The organism is Nocardioides jiangxiensis (assembly GCF_030580915.1).
GTDB classification, from domain to species: Bacteria; Actinomycetota; Actinomycetes; order Propionibacteriales; family Nocardioidaceae; genus Nocardioides; species Nocardioides jiangxiensis.
Map to the genome: position 1 here is coordinate 2125706 of NZ_JAUQTA010000001.1, position 17627 is coordinate 2143332.

The window sequence follows — 17627 nt, forward strand, 5'->3', positions numbered from 1 at the left end:
ACCCCGACCTAGCCCGAGAGGACTTCGGACAGGTCGTAGGACACCGGCTCGTCGAGCTGGTCGTAGCCGCAGGTCTCGGGGTCACGGTCGGTGCGCCAGCGCTTGAGCTGCGCGGTGTGGCGGAAGCGACGGCCCTCCATGTGGTCGTAGCCGACCTCGATCACGCGCTCGGGGCGCAGTGGCACGAACGACAGGTCCTTGCCCTGGCTCCAGCGGCTCTGCGTGCCGGGCACCCGGTCGGGGTTGGCGGTCAGGAACTCCTGCCATCGGCCCCACGGGTGATCCTCGATCGGGCACACGAGCGGGGCGAGCTCGTCGACCAGCTCGGCACGTCGGGTGGCGGTGAAGCTCGCCGCGACGCCGATGTGCTGCAGCTCGCCGCCGTCGTACAGGCCGAGGAGCAGGGAGCCGAGCAGCGGCTTCTCGTCGGTCGAGGTCTTGTGCAGCCGGTAGCCCGCGACGACGACGTCGGCAGTGCGCTCGTGCTTGACCTTGAGCATGGTCCGCTTGTTGGGCTCGTACGCCGCGGTGAGCGGCTTGGCGATGACGCCGTCGAGGCCTGCGCCCTCGAAGCGCTCGAACCAGCTCGCGGCCTCTGTCGGGTCGGTGGTGATCCGGGTCAGGTGGACGCGGCTGGCCCGGCCGGTGATGTCGGAGACGGAGGCGACGGGCTCGAGCGCGGCCAGGCCGGTCAGCGCCATGGCCAGCAGCTCACGCCGCTCGGCGTAGGGGCGGTCGAGCAGCGCGTCGTCGCCGAGGGCGAGCAGGTCGAAGGCGACGTACTCGGCCGGGGTCTCCTGGCTCAGCTTCGTCACGCGGGAGGCAGCCGGGTGGATCCGCTCCTGGAGCACCTCGAACTGCAGCCTGTCGCCGACCGCCACGAAGATCTCGCCGTCGAGGACGCAGCGTTCGGGCAGCTGCTCGCGCATGGCCGCGACGACCTCGGGGAAGTAGCGCGTGAGCGGCTTGGTGTTGCGGCTGGCCAGCTCGACCTCGTCGCCGTCCTTGAAGACCAGGCAGCGGAAGCCGTCCCACTTCGGCTCGAAGGCGAGGCCGTCGAGCTTGTCGGCGGTGGCCGGGCTGAAGGCGGCGGACGCCTTCGCCGGCTTGGCGAGCATCGGGAGCACCGGAGGCATCACGGGCAGGTCCATGGAGCCGACCCTAGGCCCTGGGGGTGACACCCGGGGGAGCGCGCCGGTTCGACCTCGACATAAAAGTGCAGTAAATTGGTTTGGAAACAACGTAAAGGAGTTCGCCGTGGGTCCGCTCATCGGTTACGTCCCCGGGGTCTACGACCTCTTCCACGTGGGTCACCTCAACCTGCTGCGCCAGGCGCGCGAGCAGTGCGACGTGCTCGTGGCCGGCGTCGTCACCGACGAGATGTGCGAGCTCGCCAAGGGCGTGACGCCCACCGTGCCCCTCGCCGAGCGCCTCGCGATCGTCGACGCGATCGGCATCGTCGACGCCGTCTACGCCGAGGACACCCCGTCCAAGGCCGACGCGCACGCCGTCGTCGGCTTCCACCGGCTCTTCAAGGGCGACGACTGGCGCGGCACCGAGAAGGGCGACCGGCTCGAGCGACAGATGGCGTCGCTCGGCGTCGAGGTCGTCTACTTCCCCTACTCGCTGCAGACCTCCTCGACCGCGCTCCGGCGCGCCCTGAAGCTGCGCGACGGACGCGCGTCATGACCCTCCAGGTGGACGCCGACGGCCTGACGGTCGCCGGCGCCGAGCTGCTGTCCGTCCCCCTCCAGGTCTCCTTCGACGGGGCGTGGGTGTGGTCGACGACCCCGGCGCGCGACGGCGTACGCCGCTCCGGTGGCGGCCTCGTGGTGCCCTGGCCGCCGGCGCTGGCGTCGTTCCTCGACGGGCGGGCGCGGGTGCAGGTGAGCCGGACCGACGGTTCGGTGGTGCACGACGCGGAGCTGGTGCTCGGCTCCGGTGAGGGCCGGATCCGCGTGGTCGACGCGTCGGGTCACCCGCTCTCGATCGACAAGGTCGGTCACCTGACCCGGTCGTTCGCCGAGACCTCCGCCGATGTCCGCGAGGAGATCCTGGCGGGCACCGGGCGGGCCCTCGCCGACCTGCGTGAGCGGGCCGGCGTCGAGGCGTACCTCAACTACGGCGCCCTGCTCGGCGCGGTGCGCGACGGCCGCATGCTCGGCCACGACAGCGACACCGACGTCTGCTACCTGTCCGGGTTCAGCGACCCCGTCGACGTCATCCGCGAGTCCTACCGCGTCGAGCGCGTGATGCGCGACCTCGGCTGGGACGTGCTGCGGATGTCAGGTGGTGACATCAAGCTGCTGCTGCCGCTCAGTGACGGGCGGGTCTGCCACATCGACGTCTTCGTCGCCTTCCACACCGTCGGGCGCTTCTTCCAGCTCGGCAACCGCAGCGGGCAGCTCCCGCGCGAGAGCATCCTGCCGGTCTCCACGATCGTCCTGCAGGGTCACGCTTTCCCGGCGCCGGCCGATCCGGAGGCGATGCTTGCCTTCGTCTACGGCCCGGGCTGGCGCGTCCCCGACCCGTCGTTCCGGTACGCCGACCCGCCGGCCGGCATCCGTCGCCTCGACGGGTGGCTGCGCGGCTTCCGCACCGAGATGCCCGCGTGGTCCGAGCACCACCTCGAGCGTGTCGGGCAGTGGGAGACGCCGTCGGAGTTCGGACAGGTCGTTGCCGGCCGGCTGCCGGCCGATGCCCTGGTCGTGGACCTCGGGGCCGGGCGGGGGAGGGACGCACTGCACTTCGCGCGACGGGGGCACGAGGTGCGTGCGTACGACTTCTCCCGCCCGGCGATCCACGCGATCCGTCGCCGGGCCCGCCGCTCCGGCCTGCCGGTCACGCCGCAGCGCCTCATCCTCGACGAGCTCCGCTTCGTCGCGTCGGTGGGCGCCCAGCTGAGCCGGCTCCGCCCCGAGCTCTACTCGCGCCAGCTGGTCGGCTGCCTCACGCCGCACGCCCGCGGGCACCTGTGGCGCCTGGCCCGGATGGCGACGGCCGAGGGCGGCACCTTCCACCTCGAGTACGCCGCGACCGGTCCCGGCCGCCTCCCTGCGCCGGAGCCCGATGGCCTCGTGCGGCGGCTCGACCCCGACCTGGTCGCCCGGGAGGTCGCCGCTTCCGGTGGCGTCATCGACGACCAGCAGCTGCTCGCCACGGGAGAGGACCCACGCGTGGCGAGGCTGCGGGTGCGCTGGCCCCGCGGCGTACGCGACCTGTCCGACCTGACCGTCCTCGAGGAGGAGTCCCATGTCCGAGCTCACTGACCGCGCCCGCGGCAAGGCCCGTTCGGCTGCCCGCCGTGCCCGCGACCGCTACCGCGAGGTGCAGTCCCACCGTGCCGTCGAGGTGCGCCTGCGTGCGCTGGAGGAGGAGGCACAGGAGGCACGCCAGCTCCAGCGCCGCGTCGCGGAGCTGACCGACGTGGTGACCGAGCTGCTGGTCCCGATCCATCTGCGCGACGACGTGCGGGTGGAGGAGGTGCTGGAGCGCTACCGCTCGCGGCTGTGACGACCGGGTGTTGGCTACCGTGAGCGCGTGGCCAGCGTCGTCGAGCACAGCGTCGAGATCGATGCGCCCGTCTCCGTCGTCTTCGCCTATGTCGACGACCACGACCGCACCCGCGACTGGATCTACGGGCTACACGAGATCCGGCCGGTGACCGAGCAGACCCACGGCGTCGGGGCGACGTACGACGGCGTGATGAGGCTCGGTGTCACCTTGACCTCGCGGATCCGGTGCACGGCGTGGGAGCAGGACCGGCTCCTCGAGATCGAGTCCGTGAGCGGGATCCGCAACACCCAGCGCTGGACCTTCGCCGACCTCGGCGACGGGCGTACGCGACTGTCGGCGTGGATCAGCTACACGCTCCCGGGTGGCCCGGCCGGCCGGGCCGTCGCGGCTGCGGTCAAGCCCCTCATCGCAGTGGCCGTCCGGCACACCAGCGAGGCACTGGTCCGCAACGTCGAGGCACTCTGACTGCGTGCCGGCACCCGCATGGTCCTAGGGTTGGTCGCGCTCTCCCTGTGGGGAGCAGTCCCCAGTTGGTCTGCCGGCAGGGCCCGCCTGACTTTGAATCAGGACTAGCGACGTAGGTTCGACTCCTACCTGGGGAGCCATCCGCGAGTCCCCGGACGAGGACCCGAAACGACGAAACGGGCCCGGAGCATCAGCTCCGGGCCCGTTCGTACGTCGGTGCGTGTCAGGCGGACGTCCTGCCGATGCACATCGAGGTGTGGCGGGTCTTGTTCGGAAGCGGGAGCTCCCGCTTGCCGCACTTCAGGTCCGCCGTGGTGGTGTCGACCTTGGTCACCTTCACGACGAACGTGCCGGCAGCGGGCGCGGCGGTGCAGGCGACCTGCTTGTCCAGGACGTTCGGGTCGTCGGGGTTGATCTGGAGGCACTCGCCGACGGCGGCATCCTCCTCGAGGCAGAGGTTGACGGCCTTGGCGCCCGTGACGGTGACGGTGTAGCTGACCTCGAGCTCGTCGCACTTGCCGTCATCCGAGGCGACCTTCCAGAGCGTCTCGGAGCCGCACGCCTTCTTCTTCACCTCCGGGCTGGAGGAGGGGCCGGTGACGACCACGCAGTCGCCGACGTCCGGGGCCTTCGCCTTCTCGCTGAGGAAGCCGATGCCGGAGCCGAGGCCGAGGCCGATGGCGATCTTGATGCCGATGGCGACGATGACGGCGAGGATGCCGCCGCCGAGCTTCTTGTTCATTATGTCCCCCGTGGGCTGGGCATCCCCGAGCGGGACACACACGCGGGCGAACGTAGGTGGCGGGTGGCCGGCTTGTCCCGGAAATCCTGAAAATGTCCTGAGAAGAAGACCGGCCCTCGCCGGACGTCAGGCCGTCGTCGTCCGCCCGGCGAGGGCGTTGCGCGCCAGCACGACCAGCAGGCCGACGCACGCGAACGCCGCGAGGACGAGCAGCGGCAGGTGGTCGGAGGCGTCGGGGAAGTAGAGCCGGTCGCGGATGAACGACGCGCCCGCACCCGGCGGCAGGAGGCGGCCGATGGTGCGTCCGGCGTGCGGGAGCATCTCCGGCGCGATCGAGGAGCCGGAGATGATCAGGCCGAGCGTGAAGTAGAGCGCACCCACGAGGGCGCCCGCCCGGCCGACGAGCGCCACGGCCGCCGCGGTGGAGGCCGTGATCGCGAGCGAGACCAGCGAGAAGGCGACGAAGAGCCCGGCATGGTCGGCGCCCCTGCCCACGCCGTAGAAGGACATCGCGAGCAGTGCCACACCGCCGGACAGCAGGGCGTAGACGACCAGCAGTGCTGCGTGCCCGAGGCCGCGCATGGTCGAGCGGTCGACGCGCTTCCCGAGCTGGCCGAGCGCCATCGAGGCGATCGAGGCTCCGAGGCTGAGCGCCTGGATCAGGAACCCGAGCGAGCTGCCGGCGCTGTCCGCCTTCGGCAGCGGGACCAGGTCGACGATGGCCGGGGGCTGGGCGAGCCGGGCTGCCGTCGCGGCCGGGACCGGGCCGCCTGCCGCCGTCACCTTTCCGACGGAGTCGGCGATCCGCCGCTCGTACTCCTGGCTGTACATCCCCTTGAGGAGGTTGGCGACGGCCGGAGAGGCGGCCGAGGCCACGTAGAGCGTCGGCCCCTTCGCGTCGTGCACGTAGCCGCCGTACGCCTTGCGCTCCTTGACCGCGGCGACCAGGGCGTCGGCCGAGGAGTACTCCTCGACGCGGAACGAGCCGTCCCGCTCGAGCTGCGGCACGATCGCGGACCGCTCCTCGGCCGGGGCGGAGATGCCGACCGGCAGGTGGTGCGGCTTCGGGGCGTGGGCCATCGCCAGGTAGTAGCAGCCGAGGAGCAGCTGGATCGCGGCTCCGGCCAGTGCCACGGCGAGGCCGAGCTTCGACAGCGTGCGCCGTTGGTGGTTCATGCGGAGGCTCCTTCCGGCGGACGTCGCCCGACGTCCGGGCACGACCGTAGCGCCCCCGCTCAGCCCGCGGCGATCACCTTCGCGACGACGTCGGCGATCGCCTCGTCGACGGCAGGAGCGCCCTCGAAGGTGACCATGTGCCCCGCCCGCTCGACGAGGACGAGGCGGGAGCCGGGGATGGAGCGGGCGAGGCGGCGGTTGGCGGCGACCGGGGTGACCAGGTCGCTGCGTCCCGCGACGACCACCGTCTCGGTGCGGCCCAGCTCGGCAACGGAGCCGCGGGCGTCGTGGGCGAACATCGCAGCCAGGTAGTCGGCGACCACGTCGAGCGGGTTGGCCTGCACCATCTCGGCGAAGGCACGCCGGTGCACCGCGAGCGAACGCCGGTCGTGCATCGCCCACGCGACGAGGTCGAAGGGCGCCCGGCCCGCGAGCCGGACGAGCGGACGTGCGCGGTGGAGGGCGCGTAGTGCCCGCGGGCCGACGAGCCGCGCGAGGAGCTCGAGGCCGTGGAGGTCGATCTCGCGGCCCGAGCGAGCGCTCGCGATCAGCACCGTGCCGCGCACGCGGCCGCCGATCAGGTCGGGCCGGAGGCCGGCAAGGGCCTGGATGACCATCGCGCCCATGCTGTGGCCCACGAGGACGACGGCACCCGGCGCGGCCTCGACGAGCTCGGCGAGGTCGAGCGCGAGCTGGTCGATGCTGGCGACCCCGCGCGGGCCTCGGGCGCTGCTGCCGAAGCCACGCTGGTCGAAGTAGATGCGGCGTACGTTGCCGCCGGCCGCGTCGAGGGTCGCGCGCTGGTGGCGGAAGCTGGTCAGGTCGAGGGTGAAGCCGTGGACGAACACGACCGTCACCGCGGCGTCGACCGGCCCGTCCGCCTCGACGTCGAGCCGCGTGCCGTCGGCGACCCGGAGCTCGAAGTGGTCCGTGCCGACGTCCGGCACGAGGCGGAGCGGGCGGGAGGTCACGACCGGATGCCCTCGGCAGCGGCCTTGATCACGGCCGGGATCGCCGTGGGCCGGCGGGTCTGGGGATCGGCGTACACGACGGAGAAGCGGGACACCGCGGCCGGCGTCTCCGAGGTGTCGATGAAGAAGCCCACCTGGTAGCGGATGCTCGAGCTGCCCGTGTGGAGGCACCGCAGTCCCAGCCGCAGCCGGTGGGTGGGCAGGATCTCCTGCAGGTAGAGGCAGCCGGTCTCGACGACGAGCCCCACGGCCGGCAGGTGGTGCGGCGGCATCCCGGCGGCGTCGGCCACGAAGTCGTTGATGAGGGTGTCCATCATCAGGTACTGCACGGCGTTGTTCAGGTGGCCGTAGCGGTCGATGTCGGCCCAGCGGATCGGGTAGTCCCGCTGGTGCGGGAACTGCTCGATCCGGAGGTCGCGCGGCGCGGTCTCGGTGGCCTCGGTCATCAGTGCTCCATCACGATCAGCTGGCGCAGGGCTGCTCCCGCGTCCAGGCGGTCCAGGGCGGTGTTGAGGTCGGCCAGCGTGATCCGGTCGGAGACGAGCTCCTCGACCGGGAGCTGGCCGGCACGCCAGAGTTCCACGAACCGCGGGATGTCACGTCGCGGCACCGCGTTGCCGAGATAGCTGCCCACGATGGAGCGGCCCTCGGCGACCAGCCCGAGCGGCGAGACCGCGGCACGCGCGTCGGGGTGGGGCAGCCCGACGGTGACGGTGCGGCCGCCCGGCGCGGTCAGGGCGACCGCGGTCTCGAACGCGGGGACCGAGCCGGCCGCCTCGATGACGAGGTCGCCCTTGAACGCCGCAGCGTCGGCAGCTGCGTCGGCGGGCGTCGCCGCGCGCGCCGCGCCCAGGCGCAGGGCCGTCGCCAGCTTGTCCGGCTGCATGTCGACGGCGCAGACCTCGACTCCGTCGAGGGCGAGCGCGGTGATGACCGCGGCCATGCCCACACCGCCGAGGCCGACGACAGTGACCCGTCCTCCCGGTCGCACGCCACCGGTGTTGAGCACGGCGCCGCCGCCGGTCAGCACGGCGCAGCCGAGCAGCGCCGCCACCTCCGCGGGAACGTCGGCCGGCACCGGCACGACGGAGCGCCGGTCGACCACCGCATGCGTGGCGAAGGCGCTCGCGCCCAGGTGGTGCAGGACCGGCTCCTCCCCGCGCAGGAGCCGGGTCCCGCCCGAGAGCAGCTCACCCGTGCCGTTGCTTGCCGACCCGGCAGTGCAGGGACGGACGCCGTCGGTCGCGCAGGCCTCGCACTCACCGCAGCGCGGCAGGAAGGTCAGGACGACGCGCTGCCCGACCGGGAAGAGGTCGGCGTCGGCGCTCAGCCGGCCGGTCGCCACCACGACGCCCGCGGCCTCGTGGCCGAGCAGCATCGGCAGCGGCCGCGGTCGGTCGCCGTTGACCACCGACAGGTCGGAGTGGCACAGGCCGGCGACCTCGATCCGGACCAGCAGCTCCTCCGGTCCGGGATCCGCGAGCTCCAGCTCCGTGACCGCGAGGGGTGCGGAGTCGGCGTACGGGCGCGGGAGGTCGCGCTGCGAGAGGACGGCGCCGGTGATCTTCACGCAGCCGACTATGGCACCCGGCGCCGTCCGGCGTCTGTCAGGGCTCCTCGAAGCCGGGCTTGCAGGAGTTGCCGGGGTTGAGGCCGATCGAGGTGAGGAACGCCTTGCCCTCGGCCGGGATCTGTCCCCAGTTCTGGGTCCGGTAGAAGCCGTCCTCGTCCGGCACCGTGGGGTCGCCGCTGTACGCGTCGTTGAGGCCGGAGAAGGCGCAGATCGAGGCGCCGTGGAGCGAGCCGTCGGGCTGCTTGAGGCTCTTCCCGTTGCCGGTGATCTCGCCGGCGTGGGCGGCGGTCGCGCCGAGCGTGACGAGCGCGACGGCGGTGATGAACCCGCCGGCGAGCGGGCGCGTGATGGAGTGCATGGAGACGTCCCTCCCGGAGTTCGGGCGCCGGCCGGGTGCCGGCGTCGGGTGCTTCGACGCTAGGCAGGCCGGATCGGCGTACGCCATGGCGCGGCGGGGTGGTCAAGCCCACGGGCACCCCGGCGTACGGGGTCTGGGGGCAGACTCCTCCCATGCGCATCGGACTCTGCGAGGACGACCCCGCGATCCGCCGGGTCGTGAGCTCGGCCCTCCGGCTCGGCGGCCACGAGACCACGGTCGCCCACGACGGCCGGGAGGCGCTGGCGCTCTTCGCCGCCCACCCCCACCCCGACGTCGTGGTCCTCGACATCGGCCTGCCGGACGCCGACGGCCGTGACATCTGCCAGGCGCTGCGGGCGGCCGGTGTCCACGCGCCGGTCCTCTTCCTGACCGCCCTGGGTCAGGTGCACGAGAAGATCGCCGGCTTCGCGGCGGGCGGCGACGACTACCTTCCGAAGCCGTTCGACGTGAAGGAGCTCGTCGTCCGGGTGGAGGCTCTGGCACGGCGCGCAGGGCGGACGACCGCCCCCGCCGCCACACACGGGCTGCGCCTCGACCCGGCACGACATGCCCTCGTCTTCGACGGGGCGGAGGTCGGCCTGACCCCGACCGAGTACCGGATGCTCGGCGCGATCGCGGCCCGCCCGGGCGAGGTGGCACGTCGTCGCGACGTCGTCGCCGCCGGCTGGCCGGACGGCGCGATCGTCGCCGACAACACCGTCGACGCCTATGCGGCCCGGATCCGGCGCAAGCTGAAGAAGGTCGGGGCGCCCGTCCAGCTCGAGGCCGTCCGCGGCGTGGGCTTCACGCTCCGATGAGGACAGTGGGCTTCCGCCGCCGTGTGGTGCTGGCGACGCTGTGCCTCGTCACCGCCGTGATGATCGGGCTGATCCTCGTCACCCAGGCCGTGCTCGAGCTGACCGAGACCGACCCCCATCGGCGCACCTCGATCGACGTGCTGGCGGTGACCGCCGTGCTGAGCGTCGGGGCGGTCGTCCTGGTCGGCCTGGTCACCTGGCGCGTCGCGACGAACGCCGAGCGCGAGGTGCGGGAGGCCCTCCTCGCCGAGCAGCGGCTCACCGCCGAGCTCGCCCACGAGCTGCGTACGCCGCTCACCGCGCTGCAGGGGTCGGCCGACCTCGCGCTGCTCCGGGGCATCGCCGACGAGGACCTGGCCGAGGACGTGCAGGAGATCGCGGCCGCCGCGCGGCGGCTCGGCTCGGTGATGGCGACCCTGCTCGACGGAGCCGACCGTGCGCGTCCTGGTGCGGACCGGGCAGAGACGATCCTGCAGGCGATCGCCCCGCTGCTGGACAACGCCCTGCAGCACGCGTCCTCGACCGTCACGGTGACGGTCGAGGACGACGGCCCGGGCGTCGACGCAGGGGTGGACGTCTTCGCCGCGGGGGAGAGCGCACGTGCCGACGGGCACGGGCTGGGGCTGCCCATCGCCCGCCGGCTCGCGCGGTCAGTCGGTGGCGAGGTCGAGCTCGCGGACCGCAGCCGCTTCGTGCTCCGCGTGCCCCGCTGAGGGCTCCTCGTCCGCCGGCACGTCGGCGGGCGAGTCCGCCCGGGTGATCGCGATGTAGCCCACCAGCAGCGCGAAGAGCACCAGGCCGACCGCGGTCACCGGGCCGGTGCCCCAGCCGAGGCCGCCGTGCTGCGGGCGGACGGCCATGCCGTCCGCGATCGAGGCGCCGAGCGGGCGGGTCAGGGCGTAGGAGAGCCAGAAGCAGATGACGGCGTCAGCCCCGCGCGTCCAGGCCACCAGCGGCAGCACGATCAGGCCGCCGAAGATGGCGATGGACCACGCGAAGCCGAGGTGCAGGTTGGCCGCGGTGGTGTCACCGAGCGCCGTGCCGAGGCCGAAGGTCATCAGGACCGTGCCCCAGTAGAAGCGCTCGCGGCGCGGGGTGGTGATCGAGTGGACCGAGAAGGTGCCCTCGCTGGAGCGCCACCAGGTGAGCAGGGCGACCAGGCCGCCGGCGTACAGCAGCGAGTCGAACCAGTACGGCGTGCCCAGAGCGACGTGCGGGCCGTCGGCGATCATCGTGCCGAAGACCGCGACCATGAGGACGGTCATCCAGTAGCGGACCGGGTGGTAGCTGTCGGCGCGCAGCTGCAGCCAGAGGGCGAGGAAGAAGCCGCCGACGCCGACCAGGCCGGCCGTCACGAGGCTCTTGGTGCCCATGAAGTCGGCGGCCGTCTCGCCGATGCCGGTCGTCAGGAGCTTGACCACCCAGAAGAGGGCGAAGACCTCCGGGACCTTGGGGTGCGGGAAACGTCGTGTCGTCATGGGGCGATGCTCGGCGTGCGTCCCTGAATTCATCCTGACAGTCGTGGGTCACACGTCGGTCTAGGCTGCAGCGCGTGACTTCCAGCGATCTGACCGTCATCGTCCTGGCCGCCGGAGGCGGCACCCGGATGAAGTCCAAGACCATGAAGGTGCTGCACCGCATCGGTGGCCGGAGCATGATCGGCCACGTCCTCACGGCCGTGCAGGCGACGGACCCGGCGCGCATCGTCGCGGTCATCGGCACCCAGCGCGAGCAGGTCGGGCCCCATGTCCTGGAGCACGCGCCGGACGCCGTTCTCGCCGTGCAGGAGACCCAGGACGGCACCGGCCACGCAGTGCGCGTGGCGATCGAGTCCCTGCCGGAGCCGCCGACCGGGACGGTTCTCGTCGTCACCGGCGACACCCCGCTGCTGCGGGGGGAGTCGCTGCGCGCCTTCGCGGCGGCCCATGCGGGCTCCGGTGCGGCCGTCTCCGTCCTGACCGGCACGGTGGAGAACCCCTTCGGCTACGGGCGCATCGTCCGCGACGCCTCCGGCGGGGTCGACGCCATCGTCGAGGAGAAGGACTGCACCGACGAGCAGCGCCTGATCGCGGAGATCAACAGCGGGATCCTCGCCTTCGAGGCCGGCTTCCTCGTCGGGGCGCTGGGCCGGCTCACCAACGACAACGCCAACGGCGAGTACTACCTCACCGACACGGTGAAGATCGCACGCGCCGACGGGCGCACCGTCGCCGCGCACCAGGTCGACGACGTGCGCGAGACCGAGGGCGCCAACGACCGCGCCCAGCTCGCGGAGCTGGGGCGCATCCTCAACCAGCGCATCGTCACCCAGTGGATGAAGGACGGCGTGACCGTCATGGACCCCGCCACGACCTGGATCGAGGCCGACGTGGTGCTCGAACGTGACGTCACGATTCTGCCGGGCACGCAGCTCCTCGGTGCGACGCTGGTCCGCGAGGACGCGGTGGTCGGCCCGGACACCACCCTCGAGGACTGCGAGGTCGGGGCCGGCGCCCGCGTCGTACGCACGCACGGGCAGCTGGCCGTCATCGGCATGGAGGCCACCGTCGGCCCCTTCTCCTACCTGCGTCCGGGCACCGTGCTCGGAGCGGCCGGCAAGATCGGCGCCTTCGTGGAGACCAAGAACGCCCAGATCGGCAACCGGTCGAAGGTGCCGCACCTCTCCTACGTCGGTGATGCGGAGATCGGCGAGGACACCAACATCGGCGCCGGCACGATCTTCGCCAACTACGACGGGGTCAACAAGCACCGGACGAAGGTCGGCAGCCGGGCCCGGACCGGCTCCAACAACACCTTCGTCGCGCCCGTGACGATCGGCGACGACGCCATGACCGGCGGTGGCACCACGGTCCGCGAGGACGTGCCCGCGGGCGCCCTCGCCGTCTCCGCCGGACCGCAGCGCAACCTGGAGAACTGGAAGGCCCGCAAGGGGTCCTGAACCGGTGGTGATCCCTCCTTTCGGGTGAGGTGTCTCACCCCGGAGCGGTCCCGGGTTAACACCAGGTGGCCGGGAAGGGCAGAATTCACCCCGGCGACGACGCAAGCAACGAGGGAGCGACGGGTGACGTCCTACACCAAGACCACCGAGAAGAACCTGATGGTCTTCTCCGGCCGCGCACACCCGGAGCTCGGTGAGGCGGTCGCCGCGCAGCTCGGGGTCTCGCTGGTCCCGACCTCGGCGTACGACTTCGCCAACGGCGAGACCTACGTGCGCTTCGAGGAGTCGGTGCGCGGCTGCGACGCGTTCGTCATCCAGAGCCACACGGTGCCGATCAACTCCTGGATCATGGAGCACCTGATCATGGTCGACGCGCTCAAGCGCGCCTCCGCCAAGCGGATCACCGTGGTCATGCCGTTCTGGGGCTACTCGCGCCAGGACAAGAAGCACCGCGGTCGCGAGCCGATCTCGGCCCGCCTGGTCGCCGACCTGTTCCACACCGCCGGTGCCGACCGGATCATCACGGTCGACCTCCACGCCGACCAGCTCCAGGGCTACTTCGACGGCCCGGTCGACCACCTCCACGCGCTGCCGCTGCTGGCCGACTACATCAAGGAGAAGTACGGCGACTCCGACCTCGCCGTCGTCTCCCCGGACGCCGGCCGGATCAAGGTCGCGGAGAAGTGGGCCGCGCGCCTGGGCGGCGTACCGCTGGCGTTCATCCACAAGACCCGCCGCACCGACGTCGCCAACGAGGTCGTCGCCAACCGCGTCGTGGGTGACGTCTCGGGCAAGATCTGCGTCCTCACCGACGACATGATCGACACCGGCGGCACGATCGTGAAGGCGTCCGAGGCGCTGATGGCGGACGGTGCTGCCGGCGTCGTCATCGTCGGCACCCACGCGATCCTGTCCGACCCGGCGGTCGACCGCCTGAAGAACTCCTCTGCGATCGAGGTCGTCGTGACCGACACGCTTCCGATCCCCGACGAGAAGCGGTTCGACAAGCTGACGGTGCTCTCCATCGCCCCGCTGCTGGGCCGCGCGATCCGCGCCGTCTTCGAGGACGGCTCCGTGACGTCGATGTTCGACGGCCACGCCTGACCGTTCGCTTCCACGACGGCCCGGCGCGCGATGCGCCGGGCCGTCGTGCGTTTCGCGCGGGAAGGTCCTCGCCTGTGGGAAGACCTTCACGGCCCGCGGACGCTGGAGCCGCGAAGGTGTGCTCCCCGGTGAAGACTTTCACCGGACACGGTCGGGCTCCGTCGCTGGGCTCCGGCGATTTGGGGGAGCGAGCGGGCGAACCGTAGGATTCGGGCATTGCCTAGGCGAGGGAGCGCGTGCTCCGTGATCGACGGGGCCGACTGACTCTCTCGAGGGCGTCGCGCTGTCGTGCGCGGCGCTCTTCCTCGTTTCGGGGCACCGCCAGCCCGGGCCGCTCGGCCCGCCAACCCGAGGAGTCACCATGGCCGTTGAGGTCAGCATCAACATCACCGCCGAGGTCCGCACCGAGTTCGGCAAGGGCGCTGCCCGCCGTGCCCGTCGTGCCGGCCAGATCCCCGCGGTCGTCTACGGCCAGGGCGAGCCGGTCCACATCAACCTCCCGGGTCACCTCACCACGATGGCGCTCCGCAAGAACGGCACCCAGGCCGTCCTCATCCTCGACATCGCCGGCCAGGAGACCTACGCCCAGACCAAGGCGATCCAGGTCGACCCGCTCAAGCGCGTCATCGAGCACATCGACTTCATCGTCGTCGACGCCGCCGCCGGCAAGGAGGCCATCGCGGCCGCCGAGGCCGCCGTCGCCGCCGCCGAGGAGGAGGCCGTCGCCGAGGCTGCCGCCGAGGTCGTCGCCGAGGCCGAGGCCGTCGTCGAGGACGCCGAGGCCGAGGGCATCGAGGCCTGATCGAGCCCGTCGTTCGTGAGCGGATCCGCTCAGCCGCTCCCGGATACCTCGCGCGCCCCACGTCGTACGACGTGGGGCGCGTCGCATTTCCGGCCAGGCATTCAGGACGACAGGGGAGGTGCGGGACGAACCTGTCCCGCACTCTGGTCGGCGTCACCACGTGGATGGCATGGTGGGGAGCCACGACATCCAACCGTGAGGAAGAAAGAAATGTCCGAGGCAAACATCACCGCGGAGCTCCGTAACGAGTTCGGCAAGGGCGCATCCCGTCGGATCCGCCGCGATGGCAAGATCCCGGCGGTCATCTACGGCCACGGCGAGGACCCGGTCCACGTGACCCTCCCCGGCCACCAGACCACGATGGCGCTTCGCCACCTGGGCACCAACGCCGTGCTCGAGCTCGCGATCGGCTCCAAGACCCAGCTCGCGCTGACGAAGGCGATCCAGGTCGACCCGCTCAAGCGGCTCATCGAGCACATCGACTTCGTCGCCGTGAAGAAGGGCGAGAAGGTCCACGTCGACGTCCCGGTGCACACCACGGGCGACGCCGCGAAGGAGACGCTGGTCGTCCTCGAGAACGCGACCGTCCAGGTCGAGGCCGAGGCGACCCACATCCCCGAGGGCATCGAGGTCGACATCGAGGGTGCCGAGGCCGGCACGCAGATCCACGCCGACGCGCTGACGCTCCCCAAGGGCGTCACGCTCCTCTCCGACCCGGAGCTGCTCGTCGTCCACGTGACGGCGGCGCCGACGGCTGCGCAGGTCGAGGCCGAGCTCGCCGAGGCGGAGGCCGAGGCCGGCATCGAGCACGACGCCCCGCAGGCCGAGGCGACGTCCGAGGAGCCTGCCGCCGAGGAGTGATCCCCGGCATCCCGCACGGCATCACGGGCCCGGACGCATCTGCGTCCGGCCGGGCCCGTGTCCGTCGTCTGGGAGAATCCCCGCCATGAGTGACGACGTGTGGCTGGTGGTCGGTCTGGGCAACCCGGGCGACAAGTACGCCGGGACCCGGCACAACATCGGCTACCTGGTCACCGACGAGCTCGCCTCGCGGATGAACGCCGGCTTCCGGCGCCACAAGTCCGGCCGGGCCGACGTCGTCGAGGGGCGCTTCCAGCCCGGCGGTGCCCGCATCGTGCTGGCCCGCCCGCACGCGTACATGAACGAGTCCGGTGGCCCGGTCAAGGCGCTGTGCAGCTTCTACAAGATCGAGCCCGACCACGTCATCGCGATCCACGACGAGCTCGACATCGACTTCGGCACGCTGCGGGTCAAGCTCGGCGGTGGCGACAACGGGCACAACGGCCTGCGCTCGATGCGCTCCAGCCTCGGCACGGGCGACTTCTTCCGGGTGCGTGCCGGCATCGGCCGCCCGCCGGGCCGCCAGGACGTCGCCGACTTCGTCCTCTCGAACTACTCCAGCACCGAGCGCAAGGAGCTCCCGTTCCAGGTCGGCGACGCCGCGGACGCGGTCGAGAGCCTGGTCGCGGACGGCCTGGAGAAGACGCAGCAGCGCTTCAACTCCTGACCGCCCGCGCCCTGCTCAGGAGGCGTGCCGGAAGTCGAGCACGATCCGCTGCGGGTCGTGCAGGGCGAAGATCCGGTACGGGTTGCGGCCGTCGAGCCCGAACGCGAACGACACGTAGCCCTCGAAGTCGCCGGTGAAGGCGACCGCCTTGAGGGCGGGGAGGTGCGGCCGGGCCAGCTGCGGACCGGTGTAGCACGAGGAGCCGTCGGCCCGGTGTGCGTACGCCGGGAACAGCACGAGGTCGGCGCCGGCCCGGATCGGCACGGGCTCGCCCGACCCGTCGTACGTGTGGGTGCGGGCGTAGCGGACCGTCCAGCCGGGGATCCTCCCCGTGACCGTGATGACCACGCGGTCGAAGTTGCTGTGCTGCGCGTAGCGGAGGCCGGTGACCAGCGGGTGGCGCGCGTCCGGGTTGGACCAGCTCGAGCCGGTCGTCTGCCACGCGGGCAGGGCGGAGGCCGGGGGAGCGCTGAGAGTGGCGGCGAGGAGGCCCGAGGCCAGCGTGGCGAGGAGGCGGCGGATCATGGCTGAGCTCCTTTGCGGGGAAGTGGGCTGCCTGTTCGACGCGTGTCGGGCCGGGCGGGTTGACACCGGTTCGCGCCGCTAGGGTTGCCCGCATGTCCGACTTCAAGGCACCCCTGCCGGCCGACGCCGCCACCGACGACCACGTCCTCGCCACCTGGCTCGCCACGGTCGCGGGCGAGCGCCTGCTCGAGGTCCGCGCGACCTCCGGTCTCGAGGGCAAGGAGCTCAAGGACGCCGGCGACCGGGCCGCCCACGAGCTGCTCATGGAGCTCGTCGCCGAGCACCGCCCCGACGACGCCGTCCTCTCCGAGGAGGCGCTGGAGACGGCCGAGGACAAGACCGCCCGCCTGCGTGCCTCGCGCGTGTGGATCATCGACCCGCTCGACGGCACCCGCGAGTTCTCCGAGGTGCCGCGCGAGGACTGGGCGGTCCACGTCGCGCTGTGGCAGGACGGCGACCTCGTCGCCGGTGCCGTCGCGCAGCCCGCACTGGGGGAGACCTTCAACACCAAGACCCCGCTCGTCGTCCCGCCGTCGACCTCGGAGCGCGTGCGCATCGCGGTCAGCCGCAGCCGGCCTCCGGCGTTCGTCGAGGCGCTGGCGAAGGAGCTCGACGCCGAGCTGGTCCCGATGGGCTCGGCCGGCGTGAAGGTGCTGAGCGTCGCCCGCGACATCTCCGACGCCTACGTGCACGCCGGTGGCCAGTACGAGTGGGACTCGGCTGCGCCCGTCGCGGTGGCCCGCGCCGCCGGTCTCTTCACCAGCCGCGTCGACGGCTCGGAGCTGAAGTACAACCAGGAGGACGTCTACCTCCCGGACCTGATCGTCTGCCGCCCGGAGCTCGCCGAGCGCATCGTCGCCTTCGTGAAGGCCCACGGCACGGACTGAGCCAGCGCGGCTGCGCCGCCTCCTCTTCACCGCAGATCCCCTTGGAAACAAGGGGATCTGCTGCATTTGGGCTATTGCATTTCGTTGCACTTGCGGAGCTGAGAGCGAGACCACGCACCCCTTCGCCGACTGGGCCTCGGGCGTTTCCTGATTGTCCATCTTGAGCGGACTGTCCGTTACGAAAGCCTTGTCAGCGTTCGGGGCGTTATTGGCTGCGCTCGGGA

At 71.8% G+C, this 17627-nt stretch carries 21 protein-coding genes and 1 tRNA gene; 13 read left to right on the plus strand and 9 right to left on the minus strand.

Annotated features, from left to right (window positions below; genetic code table 11):
• Positions 1 to 8 precede the first annotated feature (8 nt).
• Positions 9 to 1151, minus strand: coding sequence for an ATP-dependent DNA ligase (locus tag Q5722_RS10385; RefSeq protein ID WP_305028133.1), 1143 nt, complete (start codon positions 1149 to 1151; stop codon positions 9 to 11).
• 106 nt (positions 1152 to 1257) lie between these two features.
• Here Q5722_RS10385 and Q5722_RS10390 point away from each other — a divergent pair, with 106 nt between their 5' ends.
• The 5 genes from Q5722_RS10390 to Q5722_RS10410 all read left to right on the plus strand — a co-directional run bounded on the left by Q5722_RS10390 (position 1258) and on the right by Q5722_RS10410 (position 4121).
• Entirely contained in the window at positions 1258 to 1689 is a 432-nt protein-coding gene (locus tag Q5722_RS10390; RefSeq protein WP_305028134.1) for an FAD synthase family protein, read from the plus strand.
• Positions 1686 to 3269 (plus strand): LicD family protein, encoded by a 1584-nt coding sequence (locus Q5722_RS10395; RefSeq protein WP_305028135.1) that lies wholly within the window; start codon positions 1686 to 1688, stop codon positions 3267 to 3269. The genes Q5722_RS10390 and Q5722_RS10395 overlap by 4 nt, the downstream gene beginning before the upstream one ends.
• Complete coding sequence (locus Q5722_RS10400) at positions 3253 to 3513, plus strand: DUF6752 domain-containing protein (RefSeq protein WP_305028136.1); 261 nt, start codon at positions 3253 to 3255, stop codon at positions 3511 to 3513. The genes Q5722_RS10395 and Q5722_RS10400 overlap by 17 nt, the downstream gene beginning before the upstream one ends.
• 27 nt (positions 3514 to 3540) lie before the next feature.
• Entirely contained in the window at positions 3541 to 3981 is a 441-nt protein-coding gene (locus Q5722_RS10405) for an SRPBCC family protein (protein WP_305028137.1), read from the plus strand.
• A 58-nt stretch (positions 3982 to 4039) separates the two neighbouring features.
• Positions 4040 to 4121: transfer RNA gene (locus tag Q5722_RS10410), tRNA-Gln, on the plus strand.
• An 83-nt stretch (positions 4122 to 4204) separates the two neighbouring features.
• Here the strand turns inward: Q5722_RS10410 and Q5722_RS10415 are convergent.
• From Q5722_RS10415 to Q5722_RS10440, 6 genes are all read right to left on the minus strand, one after another.
• The gene (locus Q5722_RS10415) at positions 4205 to 4723 is read right to left on the minus strand and encodes an LppU/SCO3897 family protein (RefSeq protein ID WP_305028138.1); all 519 of its coding nucleotides are present in this window, start codon (positions 4721 to 4723) and stop codon (positions 4205 to 4207) included.
• Between the two features lie 126 nt (positions 4724 to 4849).
• Positions 4850 to 5899 (minus strand): ABC transporter permease, encoded by a 1050-nt coding sequence (locus tag Q5722_RS10420; RefSeq protein ID WP_305028139.1) that lies wholly within the window; start codon positions 5897 to 5899, stop codon positions 4850 to 4852.
• Positions 5900 to 5958: 59 nt separating this feature from the next.
• Positions 5959 to 6870, minus strand: a complete 912-nt coding sequence (locus Q5722_RS10425; RefSeq protein ID WP_305028140.1) for an alpha/beta fold hydrolase — start codon at positions 6868 to 6870, stop codon at positions 5959 to 5961.
• Positions 6867 to 7316: an acyl-CoA thioesterase gene (locus Q5722_RS10430; RefSeq protein WP_305028141.1), complete on the minus strand. Its 450-nt coding sequence runs from the start codon at positions 7314 to 7316 to the stop codon at positions 6867 to 6869. Before Q5722_RS10430 ends, Q5722_RS10425 begins: the two co-directional genes overlap by 4 nt.
• A complete protein-coding gene (locus Q5722_RS10435; RefSeq protein WP_305028142.1) occupies positions 7316 to 8440 on the minus strand; it encodes an alcohol dehydrogenase catalytic domain-containing protein in 1125 nt (374 codons plus the stop codon). Before Q5722_RS10435 ends, Q5722_RS10430 begins: the two co-directional genes overlap by 1 nt.
• 37 nt (positions 8441 to 8477) lie before the next feature.
• A complete protein-coding gene (locus Q5722_RS10440; protein WP_305028143.1) occupies positions 8478 to 8801 on the minus strand; it encodes a hypothetical protein in 324 nt (107 codons plus the stop codon).
• 152 nt (positions 8802 to 8953) lie between these two features.
• Here Q5722_RS10440 and Q5722_RS10445 point away from each other — a divergent pair, with 152 nt between their 5' ends.
• Complete coding sequence (locus Q5722_RS10445) at positions 8954 to 9619, plus strand: response regulator transcription factor (RefSeq protein ID WP_305028144.1); 666 nt, start codon at positions 8954 to 8956, stop codon at positions 9617 to 9619.
• Positions 9616 to 10332, plus strand: coding sequence for a sensor histidine kinase (locus tag Q5722_RS10450; RefSeq protein WP_305028145.1), 717 nt, complete (start codon positions 9616 to 9618; stop codon positions 10330 to 10332). Before Q5722_RS10445 ends, Q5722_RS10450 begins: the two co-directional genes overlap by 4 nt.
• On the opposite strand, the gene Q5722_RS10455 is transcribed toward Q5722_RS10450, so the two are convergent.
• Entirely contained in the window at positions 10270 to 11097 is an 828-nt protein-coding gene (locus tag Q5722_RS10455; protein WP_305028146.1) for a COG4705 family protein, read from the minus strand. The two genes, Q5722_RS10450 and Q5722_RS10455, sit on opposite strands and share 63 nt — an antisense overlap.
• A 74-nt stretch (positions 11098 to 11171) precedes the next feature.
• Here Q5722_RS10455 and glmU point away from each other — a divergent pair, with 74 nt between their 5' ends.
• From glmU to pth, 5 genes are all read left to right on the plus strand, one after another.
• Positions 11172 to 12557, plus strand: coding sequence for a bifunctional UDP-N-acetylglucosamine diphosphorylase/glucosamine-1-phosphate N-acetyltransferase GlmU (gene glmU, locus Q5722_RS10460; protein WP_305028147.1), 1386 nt, complete (start codon positions 11172 to 11174; stop codon positions 12555 to 12557).
• 123 nt (positions 12558 to 12680) lie between these two features.
• A complete protein-coding gene (locus Q5722_RS10465) occupies positions 12681 to 13661 on the plus strand; it encodes a ribose-phosphate diphosphokinase (protein WP_305028148.1) in 981 nt (326 codons plus the stop codon).
• Between the two features lie 361 nt (positions 13662 to 14022).
• On the plus strand, positions 14023 to 14463 hold the full coding sequence (locus tag Q5722_RS10470) for a 50S ribosomal protein L25 (protein WP_305028149.1): 441 nt from the start codon (positions 14023 to 14025) through the stop codon (positions 14461 to 14463).
• 210 nt (positions 14464 to 14673) lie between these two features.
• A complete protein-coding gene (locus tag Q5722_RS10475; RefSeq protein WP_305028150.1) occupies positions 14674 to 15324 on the plus strand; it encodes a 50S ribosomal protein L25/general stress protein Ctc in 651 nt (216 codons plus the stop codon).
• An 85-nt stretch (positions 15325 to 15409) separates the two neighbouring features.
• Positions 15410 to 15991 (plus strand): aminoacyl-tRNA hydrolase, encoded by a 582-nt coding sequence (gene pth / locus Q5722_RS10480; protein WP_305028151.1) that lies wholly within the window; start codon positions 15410 to 15412, stop codon positions 15989 to 15991.
• 15 nt (positions 15992 to 16006) lie between these two features.
• Here the strand turns inward: pth and Q5722_RS10485 are convergent, their stop codons facing one another.
• Positions 16007 to 16516, minus strand: coding sequence for an AMIN-like domain-containing (lipo)protein (locus tag Q5722_RS10485; protein WP_305028153.1), 510 nt, complete (start codon positions 16514 to 16516; stop codon positions 16007 to 16009).
• 92 nt (positions 16517 to 16608) lie between these two features.
• Here Q5722_RS10485 and Q5722_RS10490 point away from each other — a divergent pair, with 92 nt between their 5' ends.
• A complete protein-coding gene (locus tag Q5722_RS10490) occupies positions 16609 to 17403 on the plus strand; it encodes a 3'(2'),5'-bisphosphate nucleotidase CysQ (protein ID WP_305028154.1) in 795 nt (264 codons plus the stop codon).
• The last annotated feature ends 224 nt before the right edge of the window (positions 17404 to 17627 follow it).